Raw genomic sequence first — 19,079 nt, 5'->3', positions numbered from 1 at the left:
CTCATCCGCCTGCGTCCTGCGGATCCTCCATCCCGCACGCGGGCGAGGATCCATGCGGCAGATGTTTCCCGACCTTTGAGCGTAATTTTTCGCAGGAAAGGTCAAAGCGGGGCACGTCCCCTCTCCCCGCATGCGGGGAGAGGGCAAGGGTTGGCGGTAAAGTTCTTGTATTCTGTCGACGATCAACGACCGCCGATTACACCGATGTAGTCAGAAACCCAGCGGTGATAAGGAACGCATTCGCCCTGGCTTTCGCATTTCGCACGCGGCGTCTTCCAGAACCGGATCTGGTCGAAGTGTTCGTAACCGTTGGTGGCGCAACCGCTGTCGGTCAGGAGTTCATTGCCCTTGCAGGCCGCCGGAACGGAAGGAACAGTGCCGAACCAGGCCGAAACGTCGCCCTGAACCTTGGGCGAAAGCGAATGCTCCATCCACATGTAAGCGCAGTTCGGATGCTCGCTATCGGCGTGCAGCATGGTGGTGTCGGCCCAGCCGGTGATGCCTTCCTTCGGGAAGGTGGAGGCGATCTTGGCCTTTTCGGCAGTCAGCAGGTTGACCTGGAACGGCCAGGAACCGGAGGCGACGACACCTTCGTTCTTGAAGTCGTCGATCTGGATCATCGCGTCGTGCCAGTAACGGCCGACCAGCTTGCGCTGGCCGCGCAGCAGATCGAGAGCGGCCTTGTACTGGTCCTCGTTCAGTTCGTAGGGATCCTTGATGCCGAGTTCCGGCTTGTGGGTCATCAAATAGAGCGCCGCATCGGCGATGTAGATCGGGCCGTCATAGGCCTGGACACGGCCGGAATTCGACTTGCCGTCGGGCAATGTCTGCTCTTCGAAGACGACGTTCCAGCTGTCCGGCGCCTTATCCTTGAAGGCATCGGTGTTGTACATCAGCACGTTGGCGCCCCAGACGTAAGGCGTGCCGTAGTGCACGCCGTCCTGGGTGTGCCAGGGGGCGTTCTGCAGCCGCTCGTCGATGGTCTTCCAGCTGGGGATAAGGTCGGTGTTGATCGGCTGGACGCGCTTGCCGGCAACGAGGCGCAGCGAGGCATCACCCGAGGCGGTGACCAGGTCGAAGCCGCCTTCGTTCATCAGCGCCACCATTTCATCCGAGGTGGCGGCGGTCTTGACGGTAACCTTGCAGCCGGTGTCGGCTTCGAACTTCGTCACCCAGTCGTAATTCTTGTCGGTCTCACCGCGCTCGATGTAGCCGGCCCAGGCCACGATGCTGAGCGCACCTTCGCCCTTGCCCAGCTCCTTGAGCGGCTCGGCTGCAATGACCTGCGTGGCAAAGCTTAAAGTTGCGACAAGCGCTGTGCAGGATCGCATGAACGTCGTCATCGACAGTCTCCCTTTTGGTCCACATTCGTGGCGTTTGTTCCCGAATAGAGAGTGACGCGATTTCGCCGTATTCGCAAATTCATTTATCAGAAAGTTGAAATCGGAATTTCCGATATCGAGGGAGTTACCGTGGCCGAGCCGATCGCAAAGCCTCGGCAATGCCGATGAAATCGCGTGCCGACTGCGGCAGGCTCGACCCCTTGCGCCAGACCATGCCGACCTGCACAACCGGCAACGAACCGGAGACATCGCGGCTTTCGATGCGGTCGCCTTCCAGCGACCACGGGCGGTAGACGAGATCGGGCAACAATGCCACGCCCGCCCCGGTAGCAACCAGGCTGCGCACCGCCTCGACGGAGCGGGTACGAAAGGCGACATGTGGCCGGGCGCCGAGCGCCGACAAGAGCTTGCCGGTGTTTTCCTCGATTTCGTCGACGGTGAGCATGATCAGCGGCTCGCGCGCCACGTCGGCCACCGAGATGATGTCGGCCGAGACAAGCGGATGCCCCATCGGCAGCCAGAGGCGATAGGGCGAGGTCTCGAGGATTTCTGCCTGCAGCGCCATCCGGTCGCGCAGGTTGGAGATGACCATGACGGCGACGTCGAGTTCGCCGCCGATCAGCAGGTGCTCGAGGTAACCGCCATTGTCCTCGATGGCCGAAACGTCGACTTCCGGGCAGGCGCGGCGGAAGCGGGCGAGCAGATCCGAGAGGACATAGCCGGCAACCAGCGAGGTGACGCCGATGTTCAGCTTGCCGCCCCGGGTGGCGAGGCCGCCGGAAAAGCTGTTGCGCGCATCCGAAACGGTGGCGAGGATCTTCGTCGCATGCCGCAGGAACTGATGGCCATTGTGGGTGATCGACAGGCCGCGCGGGTGGCGCTCGAACAGGGTGACGCCGAGATCGCCCTCCAGTTCCTTCAAGGCTTCGGTGACAGAGGATTGCGAGATCGACAGGTTCTGCGCCGCCCGCGTCACTGATCCCTGCTCGGCAACGGCAACGAAATACTGGAGCTGTCGGAAGGTGAAGGCCATGGGACGAGGTTAGAGCACGGGGCCGCCGCCGAAACAAGCGTACCCCGGCACCCGGAGAATCAGGCCGCCTGCGCCGCGGCGAACTGGTCGAAGGCGCGCAGTGCATCCGCCGCATACATCAGGGCCGGGCCGCCGCCCATGTAGACGCACATGCCCAGCACTTCGGCCACTTCCTCGCGCGTCGCGCCCATCTGGGTCAGCGCCTTGGCATGGAAGCCGATGCAGCCATCGCATCGCTGCGTGACACCGATCGCCAGCGCGATCAGCTCTTTCGTCTTCGCATCGACATGACCGGCCGCAGACGCCGATTTCGACAGGCTGTAGAAGGCCTGCATGGTCTCCGGCACGATCTTGCGCATCTCGCCGGTGTAGGCAGAAATGTCGCGGGTTATGGCAGCGTAGTCCTTGGGCATGGAATTCTCCTTTACAATTTATATTTTTATGATATTATGTTTTTATGAGTTGTAAAGGAGCGGGCATGAATTTTCCGGCCGACCTCACGGACATGGCTGACAAGGCGGATGACGTGTCGGCCTTCCTCAAGGGGCTCGCCAGCGGTCACCGCCTGATGATCCTGTGCAAATTGTCGGAGGGCGAAGCGAGCGTCGGCGAGCTGATCGAAGCGACCGGCCTTGCCCAGACCTCGATGTCCCAGCACCTCGCCAAGCTTAAAACCGAGGGGCTGGTCGACTACCGCCGCGATCACCGCACGCTCTATTATTTCATCGCCCATCCGGCCGTGATGGAAATCATGGCCGTGCTTTATCGCCACTTCTGCGCAAAGGATCAAAGCTGATGCCCGCCATTGAAACGATAACGCCCGAAACTGCGGCCGAATGGCTAAGGGCCGGCAAGGCCGTGCTGATCGACGTGCGGGAGCCGGACGAGTTCCGGGCCGAACATATAGCGCTGGCGATGTCGATGCCGCTCGCCTCCGTTGCGGGCCTGCTCGGTGGGCTGCCGGACGACAGGCCGATCATCTTTCAATGTCAGAAAGGCGGCCGGGGTGCTGCGGCCTGCGACATCGCATCGGCCGAGCGTGGCAACCGGCCGGTCTACAATCTTGCCGGCGGCATCGAGGCGTGGAAGGGGGCGGGCCTGCCCGTCGCTGGCGCGGCGCCCACGGCTTCGACCGGCATCTCGATCTTCCGCCAGGTGCAGATCGTCGTCGGGACGCTGGTGCTTCTCGCCACCCTCGCGGGTTTTGCGGGATATCCCGCCGGTTTCGCCGTCGCCGGGCTTGCCGGCACGATGCTGGCGATCGCCGGGCTCAGCGGCTGGTGTGGGCTCGCCCTGCTGTTGCAGCGCATGCCGTGGAATATCCCGCGCCGCCCCTCGCCGCGAGCGGCGTGATACTGGTCATTTCGCGGGAAAAGCATCGCGCTCCAAAAGCTCCGCCATCACGCCGATGATACGGCGGTGTTGGTGGGCGTGGCGGGTGCGGACGCTGGTTGCGGCATAAACCGTCTGGGCGATCGGCGGCGCATCCGCGATCGGTCGCGCCACCTTTTCGGCAACCAGGGCGGAGGCCGTTCCGGCGGTCACATAGGCCGCGCCGCCGAGCGTGCGCAGCAGGCCGGTGATCGCGGCGTTCTGGCCGGAGGCGAGCGGCGCCGCCGAAAGATGCGGCAGAGCCAACCGGTGCGCCCGGTCGAAGGCCGGCGAGTAGACCGCCTGGATATAGGTCTCGGCCTTCAGTTCGGCCACGCTCTCCGCGTCTGTGGCAACCAGCAGGTAGGTCATCTCGCCGATACGTTCATAGTTGAGATCAGGCAGGTAATGCGGCGTGTAGAGGACAGCGAGATCGAGGTCGCCGGCGGCGAGGTCGCGGTTCATCTGGATGGAATAATCGGCCTCCATGTAGATGGACGTCGCCTGCAGGTCCTGGCGGATCGTCTGCATCCACCGCCCGGCCAGGCTTTCGGCGACGTCGTGCTGCACGCCGATGCGCATGGAGCGCTCGTAGGCGCCGGCGCTTTCCACCGCCCGTGTCGCCTCGTGCCACTGGCGCTGCAATGCCTTGGCGTGATCGAGGAAACGCAGGCCGGAGGCCGTCGGCACCGTGCCGCCCTTGTTGCGGGTGAAGAGCTTGCGGTCGAAGGACGCCTCCAGCGCCTTGATGCGGTGGGAAACGGTCGATTGCGTCAGGTTCATCCGCTCGGCGGTGCGGTTGAAGCTGCGGGTTTCCATCAGGTCGAGGAAGGTTTCGATGAGTTCGATCTGCATTTTTGACGCGTATTTCCGTGAGGCCCACCCAGTCCTCCCAAATCTAATCGAAATTTTCGATCAATAAAACAAAATCCCGCCGCTTGATGAGCGTCAATTTCCCCGCCAAGACTTGAAGCCAAAACGAGGGAACGCTGCATGTCGGAATTGCCATCAACCACCCGTGTCGTGATCATCGGCGGCGGCGCCGTCGGCGCATCGGCGCTCTATCATCTGGCCAAGGCCGGCTGGACGGATTGCGTGCTGCTGGAAAAGAACGAGCTGACGGCCGGCTCCACCTGGCATGCCGCCGGCAACGTGCCGACCTTTTCGTCCTCCTGGTCGATCATGAACATGCAGCGCTATTCGGCCTCGCTTTACCGCGATCTCGGCGCGCTGGTCGATTATCCCATGAACTACCACGTCACCGGCTCGATCCGCCTCGCCCATTCGAAAGAGCGACTGCAGGAGTTCAAGCGTGTCGTCGGCATGGGCCGCTACCAGGGCATGGATCTCGACATCCTCACCCCCGACGAGATCAAGAGCCGCTATCCTTTCCTCGAAACCCACGACCTGACCGGCGCCCTCTACGACCCCTATGACGGCGATATCGACCCGGCGCAGCTGACCCAGGCGCTGGCCAAGGGCGCGCGCGACATGGGCGCGAAAGTCATTCGCTTCTGTCCCGTCACCGGCGCCCGCCGGGAAAACGACGAGTGGGTCATCTCCACGCCGAAGGGTGACATCCGCTGCGAATATGTCGTCAACGCCGCCGGCTATTATGCCCGCGAGGTCGGAAAAATGTTCGGCCGTGACGTGCCGATGATGGTGATGAGCCATCAATACATGCTGTTCGAGGAGATCCCCGAACTCGCCGCCTGGACCAGGGAAGTCGGCCACAAGCTGCCGCTGCTGCGCGACGTCGATAGCTCTTATTATTTGCGCCAGGAAAAGACGGGCATGAACCTCGGCCCGTACGAAAAGAACTGCAAGGCGCACTGGATCACCCCGGACGATCCGATGCCGGAGGATTTTTCCTTCCAGCTCTTCCCGGACGACCTGGAGCGGCTGGAATGGTATCTCAACGACGCCATCGAGCGGGTGCCGATCCTCGGCACCGCCGGCCTGTCGAAGATGATCAACGGCCCGATCCCCTACGCACCCGACGGCAACCCGCTGATCGGCCCGATGCCCGGCGTGCCGAATGCCTTCGAGGCCTGCGTCTTCACCTTCGGCATCTGTCAGGCCGGCGGCGCCGGCAAGGTACTCGCCGAATGGGTGACGCAAGGCCAGACGGAGTGGGACATGTGGTCCTGCGATCCGCGCCGCTACACCGACTATACAGACCAGGACTATTGCATCGCCAAGGGCATGGAAATCTACGGCCATGAATATGCGATGCATTTCCCGAAACATTACTGGCCGGCCGGCCGCGGCAAGAAACTGTCGCCGATCCACGACCGCATCGCCGCCCTCGGCGCCCAGTTCAAGCCCTATAACGGCTGGGAGCGCGCCATGTGGTACGCCAAGCCCGGCGACGACACTTCCGAAGAGGCAACGCAGACCTGGGATCGCCAGGGGCCGTGGTCGCCGCGCATCGAGGAGGAATGTCTGGCCGTGCGCGATGCCGCCGGCATTCTCGACCTGCCCGGCTTTTCGCGCTACCGCGTCAAGGGCGAAGGCGCCACGGAATGGCTGTCGTCGCTGATAACAGGCAAGGTGCCGAAACCCGGCCGCATCGGCCTCGCCTATTTCGCCGACGACAAGGGCCGCATCGTCACCGAAATGTCGGTCATGATGCTGGACGAGGATTTCTTCTTCCTGATCACCGCCGCCACCGCCCAGTGGCACGATCTCGAATGGCTGAAGAAGCACATTCCCGTTGGCGCAAAGTTCACCATCGACGACGTCCCCACCGGTTTCTCTTGCCAGATCCTCTCCGGCCCGAAGGCCCGCGATATCTTCGCCGAGGTCACCGACGCGGATCTGTCCAAGGGCTGGCTGACGCATCAATCGGCGCAGATCGCCGGCCGCTGGTGCCAGCTGGTGCGTGTCTCCTTTGCCGGCGAACTCGGCTGGGAAATCCATTCGAAGGTCGAGGATACACCCGCGATTTTCGACGCCGTCTGGGCCGCCGGCCAGAAGCACGGCCTGAAACCCTTCGGCATGGAGGCGCTCGACAGCCTGCGCATCGAAAAGGGGTATCGCGCCTGGAAGGGCGATCTTTCCACCGATTACACCGTGCTGCAGGGCGGGCTGGAGCGTTTCGTCGACTGGGCCAAGCCCGACTTCAAGGGCAAGGCGGCGCTGGAGCGGGAAAAGCAGCAGGGTGTGACGAAACGTTTCGTGACGCTCACCGTCGATGCCGGCGATTGCGATGCGCCCTACATGTCGACGCTCTGGCATGACGGACAGGTGGTCGGCGAGACGACCTCGGGCAACTGGGGTTTCCGAATCGGCAAATCGGTGGCGCTTGGCATGCTGCGCGCCGATCTGGCCGTGCCGGGCACACAAGTGGACGTGGAAATCTACGGCGAACGCCGGGCGGCGGTGGTGCAGGAAGACCAGCCACTGTGGGATCCGAAAAATGAAAGGCTGAGGGCGTAAAGATGAAGGCGATCCCCAACAAGGCGAGAGCCGTTATCATCGGCGGTGGCGTATCGGGCTGTTCCGTCGCCTATCACCTGGCCAAGCTCGGCTGGACGGACGTGGTGCTGCTGGAGCGCAAGCAGCTGACGTCAGGCACCACATGGCATGCCGCCGGCCTGATCGGCCAGCTGCGCGCCTCGCAGAACATGACGCGGCTGGCGAAATATTCCGCTGACCTCTACGTCAAGCTGGAAGCCGAAACCGGCATCGGCACCGGCATGCGCCAATGCGGTTCGATGACCGTGGCGCTGACGGAAGAACGCAAGGAAGAGATTTATCGTCAGGCTTCGCTTGCCCGCGCCTTCGGCGTCGACGTGCGTGAGATCACCGTCGATGAAGTGAAGGGGCTGTATCCGCACCTCAACACGGCGGACGTCAAGGCGGCGGTGCACCTGCCGCTCGACGGCCAGTGCGACCCCGCCAACATCGCCATGGCCTTGGCAAAAGGCGCGCGGCAGAACGGCGCGACTGTTATCGAGAACGTCAAGGTGACGGCCGTACTCAAGAAGGATGGCCGGGTGACCGGCGTCACCTGCGAGCAGAACGGCGAAACCTACACGATCGAAACCGAAAACGTCGTCAACGCCGCCGGCATGTGGGGCCGCGAACTCGGCAACCTCTCGGGCGTCACCGTGCCGCTGCATGCCTGCGAGCATTTCTATATCGTCACCGAACCGATATCAGGCCTGAAGCAGCTGCCGGTGCTGCGCGTGCCGGACGAATGCACCTATTACAAGGAGGACGCCGGCAAGATGCTGATCGGCGCCTTCGAGCTGAAAGCCAAGCCCTGGGGCATGGACGGCATCTCGGAAGATTTCTGCTTCGATCAGCTGCCGGAAGATTTCGACCACTTCCAGCCGATCCTCGAAAACGCCATCAACCGCATGCCGATACTGGAAACCGCCGGCATCCACACCTTCTTCAACGGCCCGGAAAGCTTTACCCCCGACGACCGCTATTATCTCGGCGAAGCGCCGGAACTGAAGGGATACTGGGTTGCCGCCGGCTACAATTCCATCGGCATCGTTTCATCGGGCGGCGCCGGCATGGCGCTGGCGCAGTGGATGAACGACGGCGAGCCGCCCTTCGACCTCTGGGAAGTGGATATCCGCCGCGCCCAGCCCTTCCAGAAGAACCGCACCTACCTGAAGGAGCGCGTGACGGAAACGCTCGGCCTGCTCTACGCCGACCATTTCCCCTATCGCCAGATGGCGACAGCCCGCGGCGTGCGCCGCACGCCGCTGCATGAACATCTGAAAGCCCGCGGCGCCGTCTTCGGCGAAGTCGCCGGATGGGAGCGTGCCAACTGGTATGCCAATCCGGGGCAGGAGCAGGAATACCGCTATAGCTGGCAGCGGCAGAACTGGTTCGAGAACCAGAAGGCCGAGCACCTGGCGATCCGCAATGGCGTCGGCTTCATCGACATGACCTCCTTTGGCAAGATCCGCGTGGAGGGCCGCGATGCGCTGGCCTTCCTGCAGCGGCTTTGCGCCAACCAGATGGACGTCGAGCCGGGCAAGATCGTCTACACCCAGATGCTTAACCATCGCGGCGGCATCGAATGCGACCTGACGGTGACCCGCCTTTCCGAAACCGCTTATCTCCTCGTCGTGCCCGGCGCGACGCTGCAGCGCGACCTCTCCTGGCTGCGCCGCAACCTTGCGCCGGAAGAATTCGTCGTCATCACGGATGTGACGGCGGCGGAATCCGTGCTGTGCATCATGGGGCCGAAAGCCCGCGAATTGATGCAGAAGGTCAGCCCGAACGATTTTTCCAACACTGCCCATCCCTTCGGTTCGGCGCGCGAGATCGAGATCGGCATGGGTCTCGCCCGGGCCCATCGCGTCACCTATGTCGGCGAACTCGGCTGGGAGCTTTACGTCTCCTCCGACCAGACGGCGCATGTGTTCGAAACGCTGGAGGATGCCGGCCGCGATCTCGGCCTGAAACTCTGCGGTATCCACACGCTCGATTCGTGCCGCATCGAAAAGGCCTTCCGCCATTTCGGCCACGATATCACCGACGAGGACCATGTCCTCGAAGCCGGCCTCGGTTTTGCCGTCAGAACCGGCAAGGGTGATTTCATCGGCCGCGATGCGGTGCTGCGCAAGAAGGAGGCCGGGCTCGACCGCCGGCTGGTGCAGTTCAAGCTCACCGATCCGCAGCCGCTGCTCTTCCACAACGAGGCGCTGGTGCGCGACGGCAAGATCGTCTCGATCATCACCTCGGGCAATTACGGCCACCACCTCGGCGGCGCCATCGGCCTCGGCTATGTGCCGTGCAAGGGCGAAGGCGAGGCGGACGTGCTGGGTTCGGCCTACGAGATCGAGATCGCCGGAACGCGGGTGAAGGCCGAGGCCTCGCTGGCGCCAATGTACGATCCGAAGGCGGAACGGGTGCGGATGTAACCTCTTCTCCCCAGCGGGGAGAAGATGCCCGTCAGGGCAGATGAGGGGGTGAGCGGCGAAAGCCGCGAACGCCCGAGCGCAAGCGAAGGGCGGAATATGCCGAACCGCCCCCCCTCATCCGACCCTTCGGGCCACCTTCTCCCCGCTGGGGAGAAGAGGGAGCAAGAGGCTCCCGCAACAGACACCATACGCGCGCCGGAACGCGGATTTTCCGGTTTGTCTTCAAGGAGATGAACATCATGCTCGCGCCCGAAATCAAAACCCAGGAAAAGCCCCTCGACCGCATCGACCAGCTGGTCGCCGCCCATCGTCCGGGATATGCGCTCACCCGCCCCTTCTACATGGATCCGGAGATCTACGAGCGTGACCTGGAGCGGGTATTCTTCCGCCACTGGCACTGTCTCGCCCATGAAAGCATCATTCCCAATCCTGGAGATTTCGAGGTCTTCAAGCTCGCCTCGGAAGCGGTGATTCTGACGCGCGCCAAGGACGGCACGGTACATGCCATGCTCAACCTCTGCCGCCACCGCGGCGCCGAGGTCTGCACCAAGCCGAAGGGCAATGCCAAGGCCTTCGTCTGCCCCTACCACGCCTGGACCTACGGCAATGACGGCGCGCTGAAGGCCGCCCGGCTGATGCCGAAGGATTTCAAGCGCGAGGACCATGGGCTGAAGAAGCTGCATGTACGCGTCGTCGAAGGCCTGGTCTTCATCTCCTTCGCCAAGGAGCCGCTGGATTTCTCCGAGGTGGAAAACCTGCTGCATGCCACCGCCGGCCAGTATGGCTGGGGCAAGGCCAAGGTCGCCCATCGCCAGACCTACCCGGTCGATGCCAACTGGAAACTCGCCGTCGAGAACTATGTCGAGTGTTACCATTGCGGCCCGGCGCATCCGGAATATTCCGAGACGCACGCCCTGGAACAGCCGCTGCACATGATCGAGGAGCTGAACGCCAAGATGGAAGCCCGCACCTGCGCGCTCGGCATCGACGTCGGCTCCGGCGACCACTGGCAGAATTCCAACAACAACAAGGAAGCGATCCACGCCTTCCGCTATGCGCTGTATGACGGCGTCAAGACCGGCAGCAAGGATGGTTCGCCGCTCTCGACCCTGATGGGTCGTTTCAGCGATTTCGATGGCGGCGTCACCTCCATCCATCTCGGCGGCACCTCCTTCCTCGTCTGCTACGCCGACCACGGCATGATCTACCGCTTCATCCCGCGCGGCGTCGAAGCCTGCGAGATGGAACTGATCTGGCTGGTGGACGAAAAGGCCGAGGCCGGCGTCGACTATGATTTCGACAAGCTGACCTGGCTCTGGACGGTGACCACCGACGAGGACAAGGCGATCATCGAGCATACATCCCGCGGCGTCCGTTCGCATTTCTACGAACCCGGCCCGATCGCGCCGATGGAGCAGAACGAGTTGCGGTATATCAACTGGTATCTCGACGAGATTTCGCGGGCTTGATGGGGGTTGGTGTTTGCCCCTCACCCTAACCCTCTCCCCGTAAACGGGAGAGGGGACTTGCCCCGCCCGACGTTAGAGAGAGTTACAGGCGTTGCGGCAAAGTCTCTTCTTCCCGTTTTACGGGGAGAAGATGCCGGCAGGCAGATGAGGGGCATTCGCATCGAATGAGGAAATCCACCATGGAAAAATACGCGTTCCGCATGCGGCTCAATCCCGGCATGGCGGAGGAATACAAGGCGCGCCACGACGCCATCTGGCCGGAGCTGGTCGACCTCCTGAAGGAAGCCGGCATTTCCGACTATTCCATCCATCTCGATGAGGAATATGGCCTGCTGTTCGGCGTGCTCTGGCGCACCGACGATCACCGTATGGCCGATCTGCCCTCGCACGCCGTGATGCAGCGCTGGTGGGCACATATGGCCGATATCATGGAAACCAAGGCCGACAACGAGCCGGTGGCCGTGCCGCTGAAGACCGTCTTCCATATGGCGTGACGGCGCCTGTTCCGGCCGGAACAGACCGGGCGGCAGACCTGTGAGATTATGTTCTCAACGGATGGGACAGGCCCATCCGCTCCACCTGAGCAGCGCCGGCCGATCCGATACGGCGCAAGGAGAACATCATTGTCGCGTCTTCTGCCCTCTTTTGCCCTTGCTGCTGTCGCCCTTCTCGCCACCATCTCGCCCAGCCTTGCTGCCTACCAGGACTGTTCTTCGGTCGCCTCCTACCAGCAGGTTTCGGATGGTTATGGCCGGGTACCCACCTGCTGGGTCAAGAAGGTGCGCAGCTACGATGCCTACGGCAATCCGGTGGTGAAGAAGGTGCGCCTCTGCAAATAAGGTCCTACACGAAGCTGGCGCCGACATTCACCGCCAGCGCCAGCACCGTGGTGTTGAAGAAGAACGACAGCACCGAGTGCAGCAGCGCCAGCCGGCGCATCGGCATGGAGCTGATCGAGACATCCGCCGTCTGTGCCGCCACACCGATGGTGAAAGCGAAATACAGGAAATCCCAGAAGACCGGCTCCTGCGGATTTTCGGGAAACTTCAGCCCCTCGCCGCCATGCGCGCCGGCATAATAGTGGTGCGCATAGTGGACGGTGAACAAGGTATGCAGGAACACCCATGAGATCAGGATCGTCGACACCGCCACACCGGCGCGAATCCAGATATCCGAAGGCACGGTATCCTTCAGCCCGTGAAGCTCCACCGCGATGCCCGCCATGCTCGCGAGCGCCGCACCACTTGCCAGGATAAGCAGGAGCATATCGGAAAAATCGAGCGCCGCGGCACGGCGGCGAAGCCGGTGCACATCGGTGGTCAGCATCCGGTACCATGTCAGGCCGATATAGATCAGCGCACCCACCACCCAGCCAAGCAGAAGATTGTTGGATGTCAGCTGCGCCGAGGTGAGGAAGGCGAACACAGCGACGCCGCCGGCGGCGCCGACCGTCAGGCTCTGGTGCCGACGGAAGAAGACGAGCAGTCCGCCCCGGCGCTCCATCCCATTCTTGTCCGCCATGCCTTCGCTCCCTGCCGTTCCGCCGGGATCACATAACAAAACCCCTCCCCGCGCAAGCAGGAAGGGGCAAGGGACAAATCGTCGTGCGGAAAAATCAGGCGGCAGCCAGTTCTTTCTGGACCATGGCGCGCAGCGCACCAAGATCCTTGCCGAACAGGCGGATGCCTTCCGACAGCTTTTCGGTCGCCATGGCGTCTTCGTTCATCATCCAGCGGAAGGTCTTTTCGTCGACCTTGACCGGCTCCTGCTTCTCGGCCTTCTTCGGCGAGAGCTTGCGCTCCAGCGTGCCTTCGGCCTTGGAGAGTTCTTCGAGCAGCGCCGGGCTGATCGTCAGGCGGTCGCAACCGGCCAGCGCTTCGATTTCGCCGACGTTGCGGAACGAGGCGCCCATGACGATCGTGTTGATGCCGTTGGTCTTGTAGTAGTCATAGATCGAGCGGACCGACAGCACGCCCGGATCGTCTTCCGAGGTGTAGGTCTTGCCGGTGGACTTGGCGAACCAGTCCATGATGCGGCCGACGAAGGGCGAAATCAGGAATACCTTGGCGTCGGCGCAGGCAATGGCCTGGGCCTTGCTGAACAGCAGGGTCAGGTTGCAGTCGACGCCTTCCTTCTGCAGCACTTCGGCAGCACGGATGCCTTCCCAGGTGGAGGCGAGCTTGATCAGGATGCGATCCTGGCCGATGCCACGCTCCTTGTAGGCGGCGACGATCTGGCGCGCCTTGGCGATCGAGGCTTCGGTATCGAAGGACAGGTCGGCATCGACTTCGGTCGAGACACGGCCGGGCACGAGGCCGACGAGGGCGGCGCCGACGGAGATCGCCAGGCGGTCGGCAACGGCGGCAACCACGGCGTCGCTGGAGCCGGTCTGCGACTTGCCCCAAGCAACGGCTTCCTTGACTGCATCGGCAAACATCGGGGTGCCCAGCGCCTTGAGGACGATGGTTGGGTTGGTGGTGCAATCGACCGGCTTCAGCCGGGCAACCGCCTCGATGTCGCCGGTATCGGCCACCACGGTGGTCATCTGGCGCAGTTGGTCAAGCTTGGAAGTCATCGTCTCTGTCCCTTGTTGAACCTCTGACCCGCCTTGCGGCGCATAAGATAAACGCGCGACCATGGGGCTGGTTTCGTGGCCGGACTATCGCCAGTGTCGGGGCGAAAAGTCAAGGACATTTGCGCATTGGAGTTGACATAAGTACCATCCTCCTCAATATCTCAGCCATCGGCGATCGTGGTCGACAGAAGAAAATCCCGGAGGCTTCGTGGTCAAGCTCAGACGCGGCACGCATACGGCCTATTCGGAGGCCGCCTCGCTGCGCCTGCGAGCCGCCTGGCTCTATTACAATCAGGGCCTGACACAGAAGGATGTCGCGACACAACTCGGCATCAGCCGCACGACCGTCATCCGCCTGCTCGACGAGGCGATGAAGCGCTCCGAGGTACAGATCTTCATCAACGAAGGCATCGATGATTGCGTCGAACTCGCCGTGCAGCTGGAGCGCGCCTATGGGCTGGACGAGGCGATCGTCGTGCCGGCGCCGGTTTCCTGTGATGTCGATACCTTGGCCAAGGGTGTCGGCATGGCGCTCGGCCAATTTCTGTCCGAAGTGATCACGGACGACAGCACCATCGGCGTCGGCTGGGGTCGGACGATGACGGCGTCGCTTTCCAGCTTCCGGCCGCCACGGCGCGACAATTGCAAGGTCGTCTCGCTTCTCGGCGGCATCGTCGCCGTGCACGTCACCAACCCGATCGATTATTCCTGGCGGCTGGCGAGCCAGCTTGGCGCCGAATGCTACATGTTCCTGGCGCCGCTACTGGTCGATTCCGTCCAGACCAAACGCAATCTCGTCGAAAAATGCGGCCTGGACACGATCTACCGCCTGGCTGAAACCCTCGACCTCGCCATCGTCAGCTGCGGCGATATCGGCCCGCATTCGACATCCCTGTCCGAAGGCTGGATCTCGAAGGCGGAATTGAACGAGTTGATCGACGCCGGCTGCGTCTGCGATACGATGTTCAACTTCCTCGACAAGGACGGCAATTCCGTCGACCACTCGATCAATCAAAGGGTGATGTCGGTGGATCTCGATACGCTGAAAAAGGCCAAGCACATCGTGCTGTCCTCCGGTGGAGCCCACCGGGCGGTGGCGATCCGAGCGACGATCAAACGCATCGGCTGCAACACGCTGATCACCGACGAAAGCGCCGCAAGGGCCTTGCTGGAACTGACGGACTGTCCGCCGGCATCCATTGGTCCCTGACGCACCCTCGACCTGACGGGCGCTTAAACCTGCCCGGCTTCCCAGCCGAGCATGGCGCGCTTGCGCGTCAGCCCCCAATGATACCCCGTGAGGGCACCGTTCTTGCCGAGCGCCCTGTGGCATGGCACGACGAACGAAATCGGATTGCGGCCGACGGCGGCACCCACGGCGCGGCTTGCCGTCGGCTGGCCGATATCCTGGGCGATGTCGGAATAGGTCACGGCGCGGCCGAGCGGGATCTTCAGCAGGCTTTCCCAGACGCGCACCTGGAAATCCGTGCCAATCAGCACCACCCGCAGCGGCTGGTCGCACGACCATTGCCCGGGCTGGAAGATGCGCGCAGCATAAGGCTGCGTCGCCTCGCTGTCCTCGATGTAGTCGGCGTTCGGCCAGCGGCAGGTCATGTCTTCGAGGCAGGGCTGCTCCTCACCGACATCGGCAAAGGCAAGCCCGGCGAGACCACGATCCGTGGCCATGACCAGCGCGATGCCGAAGGGCGACGGATGGAAACCGTAACGGATCGTCAGGCCACCGCCCCTCGCCTTCCATTCGCCCGGCGACATGGCCTCGTGGGTGACGAAAAGGTCGTGCAGGCGGCCCGGGCCGGACAGGCCGACCTCCAGCGATGTTTCGAGCAGCGGCAATTCTTCCTGCCGCAGCAGCCGCTTGGCGTGATCCAGCGTCACGGCCTGCAGGAAACCTTTCGGCGATAGCCCGGCCCAGCGCGTAAACGTCTTCTGAAGCTGCGTCGGTGACTGGTTCAGTGCTGCTGCAATCGTCTCCAGCGACGGCTGGTCGCGGTAATCTTCCGAGATGAGCTCGATAACCTTGCGGACGGTCTCGTAATCGGGGCCATCGGGGGTGATATCGATATCGGTTTTCAGGTTCGCGATCATGTTCATCGGTTTTCTCCTTGGCCCGGAGAAAACCACGAAAAACCGGAACAAACCACCCGATTCTTGCCGGCGTTCAGATCCGCTGGCGAACGGTGGCCAGGGCGCCGGTCATCGCCCGGGCGAAACTTTCGCGGTCGTCCGGATTGAGGAAGGAACCGACATCGGTGCGCCGCCCCTCGCCGGAGACATGCATCGCCACGATACCAATCTCGGAATGCCGGCGAACGCGAAAGCGCGCCCAGAACGGGTTGAAACGATGCTCGACCATGCGGCCGGACGGCGCGAACTTGCGGACGGATAGGTTGGTGCGCGAGACCGTCACCTCTTCCCGCGCCTTCGCCGCCCGGTAGTTGATCAGGAAGGCACCCCAGAGGAGCAGGAAATCCGCCCCGAAGAACAGGCCGACCGGCCAGGCGCCGGAAACGCAAAAGAATATCCCGTGGGCAAAGCAGATGACGCCGGTGATCAGCAACAGCACACGGAAACCCTTGCCCCCCAACGAACGGTAGGGCACGAGCTCGGCTGCAAAAACCGGCTGGTCGTTGAATGTCTCGGCGTTGCCTTCTGCCATGGCGGATGGATATAGCTTGTCCATGAAAAAAACTGCGCTTCAATCCAGCACCCAAAGCTTGAAAAAGTCAAATGCGGCACCGCGTCGCAAACCCGGCCTGACCAAGACTGCCTATACGAAGGCGGAACTGGAGGAGATGTTTCGCCGTTTTTCGGTGCAGCGTCCGGAGCCGAAGGGCGAGCTGGAGCACAGCAACCCGTTCACGCTGGTCGTCGCCGTCGCACTGTCGGCGCAGGCAACCGACGTCGGCGTCAACAAGGCGACACGCGGCCTGTTCAAGGTGGCCGATACGCCCGAAAAAATGCTGGCGCTCGGCGAGGAAGGCGTAATCGGTTACATCAAGACCATCGGTCTCTACCGCAACAAGGCGAAGAACGTCATCGCGCTGTCACGCATGCTGATCGAACAGTTCGGCAGCGAGGTACCGCAGACGCGTGACGAACTGGTGATGCTGCCGGGGGTGGGGCGCAAGACGGCGAATGTGGTACTGTCCATGGCCTTCGGCCAGGCGACCATGGCCGTCGACACCCACATTCTCCGCATCGCCAACCGTATCCTGCTGGCGCCGGGCAAGAACCCGGATGAAGTCGAGGAAAACCTGCTGCGGACCATTCCGAAGCACTATCTCTATCACGCCCATCACTGGCTGATCCTGCATGGCCGTTATACCTGTAAGGCGAGGCGCCCCGAATGCGAGCGCTGCGTCATTGCCGATCTCTGTCGATCGCCCGAAAAGACGGTGGATATTCCAGCCCCACTCGTCGAGCTACCGCCGCAGTTCATCGGCGAGGCCGTCGAGTAGCAAAGCGATCGCCGATTCGTATTCGGCGCGATCGCCACCACTGGCAATAGCAAGGGCTGCACGGTCGAAGGCAGAGGAAAACAGTGCGGTGAGCGGCCCGAGAAGCGCCTCCGACCTGGACCCCTTCACCACATCCAGCAAGCCACTCCGCAACGATGCCTCGGCATTGTCGCCGTCGACGGCCGCCATGTCGACCGGGCCGAGCACCGCCGGCGCCTCCAGCAGCAGAAGCCGTGTTCGCCCCTCCACCGCCATGGCATCGAAATAGGCCGCAGCGCCGGCCAGCAGTGCCTGCCTGGGCGTCGTCGCGTCCGCCGAACCCGCCTCGATCGCCAGCGCAACCGCGGCGGCTTCCTGCTCGATGACAGCCCGAAACAGGGCCTTCTTGTCCTCGAAGTGATGATAGAGAGCACCCCGCGTCACGCCCGCCGCGGTGACGATATCGGGGGTCGGCGTTTCGGCATAACCGCGATCGACGAACAGTCTTCGACCGGCCGCGATCAGCGCCTGCCTGGTTGCCTCGGTGCGTTCACGATTGCTGCGGCTCATTTTTCCTCTTTACGTACAAACTGTATGCATGTTATTTAATAAAACATACAGATTGTACGCAAATATGAACCGGAGGAAAAGAGATGAAATCGACGAGCTATTACCCCGTCATCATGACCGGCGACGTTGCCGGCACGGCTGCCTTCTATTGCAACCATTTCCGCTTCCGGCCGCTGTTCGAAAGCGATTGGTACATTCACCTGCAATCGAGCGAGGATGACCATGTAACGCTTGCCGTCCTCGACGGCACGCACGAAACCATTCCGGAACAAGGCCGCGGCAAGGTTTCGGGGCTGCTGCTGAATTTCGAAGTGGAGGACGTCGACGCCATCTACGCGGCCTGCCGCAATGCCGGCCTGCCGATCCTCAAGGAAATCCGTGACGAGGATTTCGGCCAGCGGCATTTCATCACCGCCGATCCGAACGGCGTGCTGATCGACATCATCAAGCCGATCCCGCCCAGCGCGGAATTCGCCGCTCTCTATGAGGCCTCGGCCTTGCCGCAGTGACCGCTGCCGTCAGCGCGGTGCGGCAACGACATCGCGCTTCGACAGCAGCTTGTGCAGATGCACCATCAGCCCGGCGGCAAACAGCGGTGTCAGCAGGTTCAGCAGCGGCACGGCCAGGAATGCCGCGATCAGGAGGCCGGCGAGAAAAACCGTGCCGGCATGTCGGGAGCGGAAGAGCCGCGCATCCGCCGGCGAGCGAAACCGCATGACGGCGAACTCGAAGAATTCCCGTCCAAGCAGGTAACCGTTGACCAGGAAAAATGCCATCAGGTTGACGCCTGGAATGAAGAGCAGCAGCAGGGCTATGCAGTTGCCGACGATGACGACACCGAGAAACTTGATCGAACCGGTGATCGCCTCCGCCAGCGGAAGCGGCCTGCCCGGCACATCGGCCGGATAATCGCGTTTTTCCACCACCTCGGCCACGTCGTCGAGAAACAGGCCGGCAATGACGGCGGTGACCGGCGACAGCAACAGCCCCAGTGCCAACGCCAGGCCGATACTGGCGAAAATGCCGAAGACGAAAGCAAGCCACCCCGCCCAGTCGGGAATCCCCGGCAGGAAACTGTCGATCCAGGGCAACGCGAAATAGATGAACAGGCTGCGGAGCGCAAACCACAATCCGGCCAGGACCAGGATGGTCAGGCCAAGTACCTTCCAGAATACCGACCGCGTCTGCGGTGCAAAAAGATTGAAGAAGGCGAGCCTGGCGGCGTCTAGGATCATGCAGCGGTCCTTTTCTAGGGTAGCCCAGATGTAGGGAAGCGCATTCCTCCGGACAAGGAGGCGCGTCTACAATCCCGCCGGAAGAAGATCCCCCGCAAGCCGAAATATTCTACTACAAACACTTGAAAATAAAG

Annotated in this window: 20 protein-coding genes; 10 read left to right on the top strand and 10 right to left on the bottom strand. The window is 62.4% G+C overall.

Translation table 11 applies throughout. The annotated features are described in order from the left end of the window. Nucleotides 1-182: 182 nt before the first annotated feature. From ACSQ3I_RS10770 to ACSQ3I_RS10760, 3 genes are all read right to left on the bottom strand, one after another. Complete coding sequence (locus ACSQ3I_RS10770) at nucleotides 183-1,343, bottom strand: ABC transporter substrate-binding protein (protein WP_435998676.1); 1,161 nt, start codon at nucleotides 1,341-1,343, stop codon at nucleotides 183-185. Nucleotides 1,344-1,467: 124 nt separating this feature from the next. Then, the gene (locus ACSQ3I_RS10765) at nucleotides 1,468-2,376 is read right to left on the bottom strand and encodes a LysR family transcriptional regulator (RefSeq protein WP_435998674.1); all 909 of its coding nucleotides are present in this window, start codon (nucleotides 2,374-2,376) and stop codon (nucleotides 1,468-1,470) included. A gap of 59 nt (nucleotides 2,377-2,435) precedes the next feature. Further along, complete coding sequence (locus ACSQ3I_RS10760) at nucleotides 2,436-2,789, bottom strand: carboxymuconolactone decarboxylase family protein (RefSeq protein ID WP_435998672.1); 354 nt, start codon at nucleotides 2,787-2,789, stop codon at nucleotides 2,436-2,438. A gap of 65 nt (nucleotides 2,790-2,854) precedes the next feature. Here ACSQ3I_RS10760 and ACSQ3I_RS10755 point away from each other — a divergent pair, with 65 nt between their 5' ends. Both ACSQ3I_RS10755 and ACSQ3I_RS10750 read left to right on the top strand, forming a co-directional pair. Next, nucleotides 2,855-3,172, top strand: coding sequence for an ArsR/SmtB family transcription factor (locus tag ACSQ3I_RS10755; protein ID WP_435998670.1), 318 nt, complete (start codon nucleotides 2,855-2,857; stop codon nucleotides 3,170-3,172). After that, nucleotides 3,172-3,729: a rhodanese-like domain-containing protein gene (locus tag ACSQ3I_RS10750; protein ID WP_435998668.1), complete on the top strand. Its 558-nt coding sequence runs from the start codon at nucleotides 3,172-3,174 to the stop codon at nucleotides 3,727-3,729. The genes ACSQ3I_RS10755 and ACSQ3I_RS10750 overlap by 1 nt, the downstream gene beginning before the upstream one ends. A 6-nt stretch (nucleotides 3,730-3,735) precedes the next feature. On the opposite strand, the gene ACSQ3I_RS10745 is transcribed toward ACSQ3I_RS10750, so the two are convergent. Then, nucleotides 3,736-4,602 carry a LysR family transcriptional regulator gene (locus ACSQ3I_RS10745; RefSeq protein WP_435998666.1) on the bottom strand — a complete coding sequence of 289 codons (867 nt, stop codon included), beginning with the start codon at nucleotides 4,600-4,602 and terminating at the stop codon, nucleotides 3,736-3,738. 138 nt (nucleotides 4,603-4,740) lie between these two features. Here ACSQ3I_RS10745 and ACSQ3I_RS10740 point away from each other — a divergent pair, with 138 nt between their 5' ends. The 5 genes from ACSQ3I_RS10740 to ACSQ3I_RS10720 all read left to right on the top strand — a co-directional run bounded on the left by ACSQ3I_RS10740 (nucleotide 4,741) and on the right by ACSQ3I_RS10720 (nucleotide 11,946). After that, the gene (locus ACSQ3I_RS10740; RefSeq protein WP_435998664.1) at nucleotides 4,741-7,188 is read left to right on the top strand and encodes a GcvT family protein; all 2,448 of its coding nucleotides are present in this window, start codon (nucleotides 4,741-4,743) and stop codon (nucleotides 7,186-7,188) included. A 2-nt stretch (nucleotides 7,189-7,190) separates the two neighbouring features. Further along, a complete protein-coding gene (locus ACSQ3I_RS10735; protein WP_435998662.1) occupies nucleotides 7,191-9,638 on the top strand; it encodes a GcvT family protein in 2,448 nt (815 codons plus the stop codon). A 239-nt stretch (nucleotides 9,639-9,877) separates the two neighbouring features. After that, complete coding sequence (locus ACSQ3I_RS10730) at nucleotides 9,878-11,107, top strand: aromatic ring-hydroxylating oxygenase subunit alpha (RefSeq protein WP_435998660.1); 1,230 nt, start codon at nucleotides 9,878-9,880, stop codon at nucleotides 11,105-11,107. 179 nt (nucleotides 11,108-11,286) lie between these two features. Then, nucleotides 11,287-11,601, top strand: coding sequence for an L-rhamnose mutarotase (gene rhaM / locus ACSQ3I_RS10725; RefSeq protein ID WP_435998658.1), 315 nt, complete (start codon nucleotides 11,287-11,289; stop codon nucleotides 11,599-11,601). Nucleotides 11,602-11,730: 129 nt separating this feature from the next. Further along, on the top strand, nucleotides 11,731-11,946 hold the full coding sequence (locus ACSQ3I_RS10720) for a hypothetical protein (RefSeq protein ID WP_435998656.1): 216 nt from the start codon (nucleotides 11,731-11,733) through the stop codon (nucleotides 11,944-11,946). A 4-nt stretch (nucleotides 11,947-11,950) separates the two neighbouring features. Here the strand turns inward: ACSQ3I_RS10720 and ACSQ3I_RS10715 are convergent, their stop codons facing one another. Further along, a complete protein-coding gene (locus ACSQ3I_RS10715) occupies nucleotides 11,951-12,628 on the bottom strand; it encodes a DUF1345 domain-containing protein (RefSeq protein WP_435998654.1) in 678 nt (225 codons plus the stop codon). 94 nt (nucleotides 12,629-12,722) lie between these two features. Continuing rightward, nucleotides 12,723-13,682, bottom strand: a complete 960-nt coding sequence (gene tal / locus ACSQ3I_RS10710; protein ID WP_435998652.1) for a transaldolase — start codon at nucleotides 13,680-13,682, stop codon at nucleotides 12,723-12,725. A 208-nt stretch (nucleotides 13,683-13,890) separates the two neighbouring features. Here tal and ACSQ3I_RS10705 point away from each other — a divergent pair, with 208 nt between their 5' ends. Beyond that, complete coding sequence (locus ACSQ3I_RS10705) at nucleotides 13,891-14,892, top strand: sugar-binding transcriptional regulator (RefSeq protein WP_435998650.1); 1,002 nt, start codon at nucleotides 13,891-13,893, stop codon at nucleotides 14,890-14,892. 23 nt (nucleotides 14,893-14,915) lie between these two features. Here the strand turns inward: ACSQ3I_RS10705 and ACSQ3I_RS10700 are convergent, their stop codons facing one another. Together ACSQ3I_RS10700 and ACSQ3I_RS10695 are read right to left on the bottom strand one after the other, a co-directional pair. Next, the gene (locus ACSQ3I_RS10700) at nucleotides 14,916-15,794 is read right to left on the bottom strand and encodes a methylated-DNA--[protein]-cysteine S-methyltransferase (protein ID WP_435998648.1); all 879 of its coding nucleotides are present in this window, start codon (nucleotides 15,792-15,794) and stop codon (nucleotides 14,916-14,918) included. Nucleotides 15,795-15,861: 67 nt separating this feature from the next. Further along, nucleotides 15,862-16,359, bottom strand: a complete 498-nt coding sequence (locus ACSQ3I_RS10695; RefSeq protein ID WP_435999003.1) for a DUF2244 domain-containing protein — start codon at nucleotides 16,357-16,359, stop codon at nucleotides 15,862-15,864. Between the two features lie 22 nt (nucleotides 16,360-16,381). Here ACSQ3I_RS10695 and nth point away from each other — a divergent pair, with 22 nt between their 5' ends. After that, the gene (nth, locus tag ACSQ3I_RS10690) at nucleotides 16,382-17,161 is read left to right on the top strand and encodes an endonuclease III (RefSeq protein WP_435998646.1); all 780 of its coding nucleotides are present in this window, start codon (nucleotides 16,382-16,384) and stop codon (nucleotides 17,159-17,161) included. On the opposite strand, the gene ACSQ3I_RS10685 is transcribed toward nth, so the two are convergent. Continuing rightward, nucleotides 17,126-17,710, bottom strand: coding sequence for a TetR/AcrR family transcriptional regulator (locus tag ACSQ3I_RS10685; RefSeq protein ID WP_435998644.1), 585 nt, complete (start codon nucleotides 17,708-17,710; stop codon nucleotides 17,126-17,128). The two genes, nth and ACSQ3I_RS10685, sit on opposite strands and share 36 nt — an antisense overlap. An 83-nt stretch (nucleotides 17,711-17,793) precedes the next feature. Here ACSQ3I_RS10685 and ACSQ3I_RS10680 point away from each other — a divergent pair, with 83 nt between their 5' ends. Continuing rightward, nucleotides 17,794-18,219 (top strand): VOC family protein, encoded by a 426-nt coding sequence (locus ACSQ3I_RS10680; RefSeq protein WP_435998642.1) that lies wholly within the window; start codon nucleotides 17,794-17,796, stop codon nucleotides 18,217-18,219. Nucleotides 18,220-18,228: 9 nt separating this feature from the next. Here ACSQ3I_RS10680 and ACSQ3I_RS10675 read toward each other — a convergent pair whose 3' ends face one another. Then, nucleotides 18,229-18,945 (bottom strand): sulfate transporter family protein, encoded by a 717-nt coding sequence (locus tag ACSQ3I_RS10675; RefSeq protein WP_435998640.1) that lies wholly within the window; start codon nucleotides 18,943-18,945, stop codon nucleotides 18,229-18,231. Nucleotides 18,946-19,079: the final 134 nt, after the last annotated feature.

The organism is Rhizobium sp. LjRoot30 (assembly GCF_964253915.1).
In the GTDB taxonomy this organism is placed as follows: domain Bacteria; phylum Pseudomonadota; class Alphaproteobacteria; order Rhizobiales; family Rhizobiaceae; genus Metarhizobium.
This window is presented reverse-complemented; position numbering and strand designations above follow the sequence as displayed.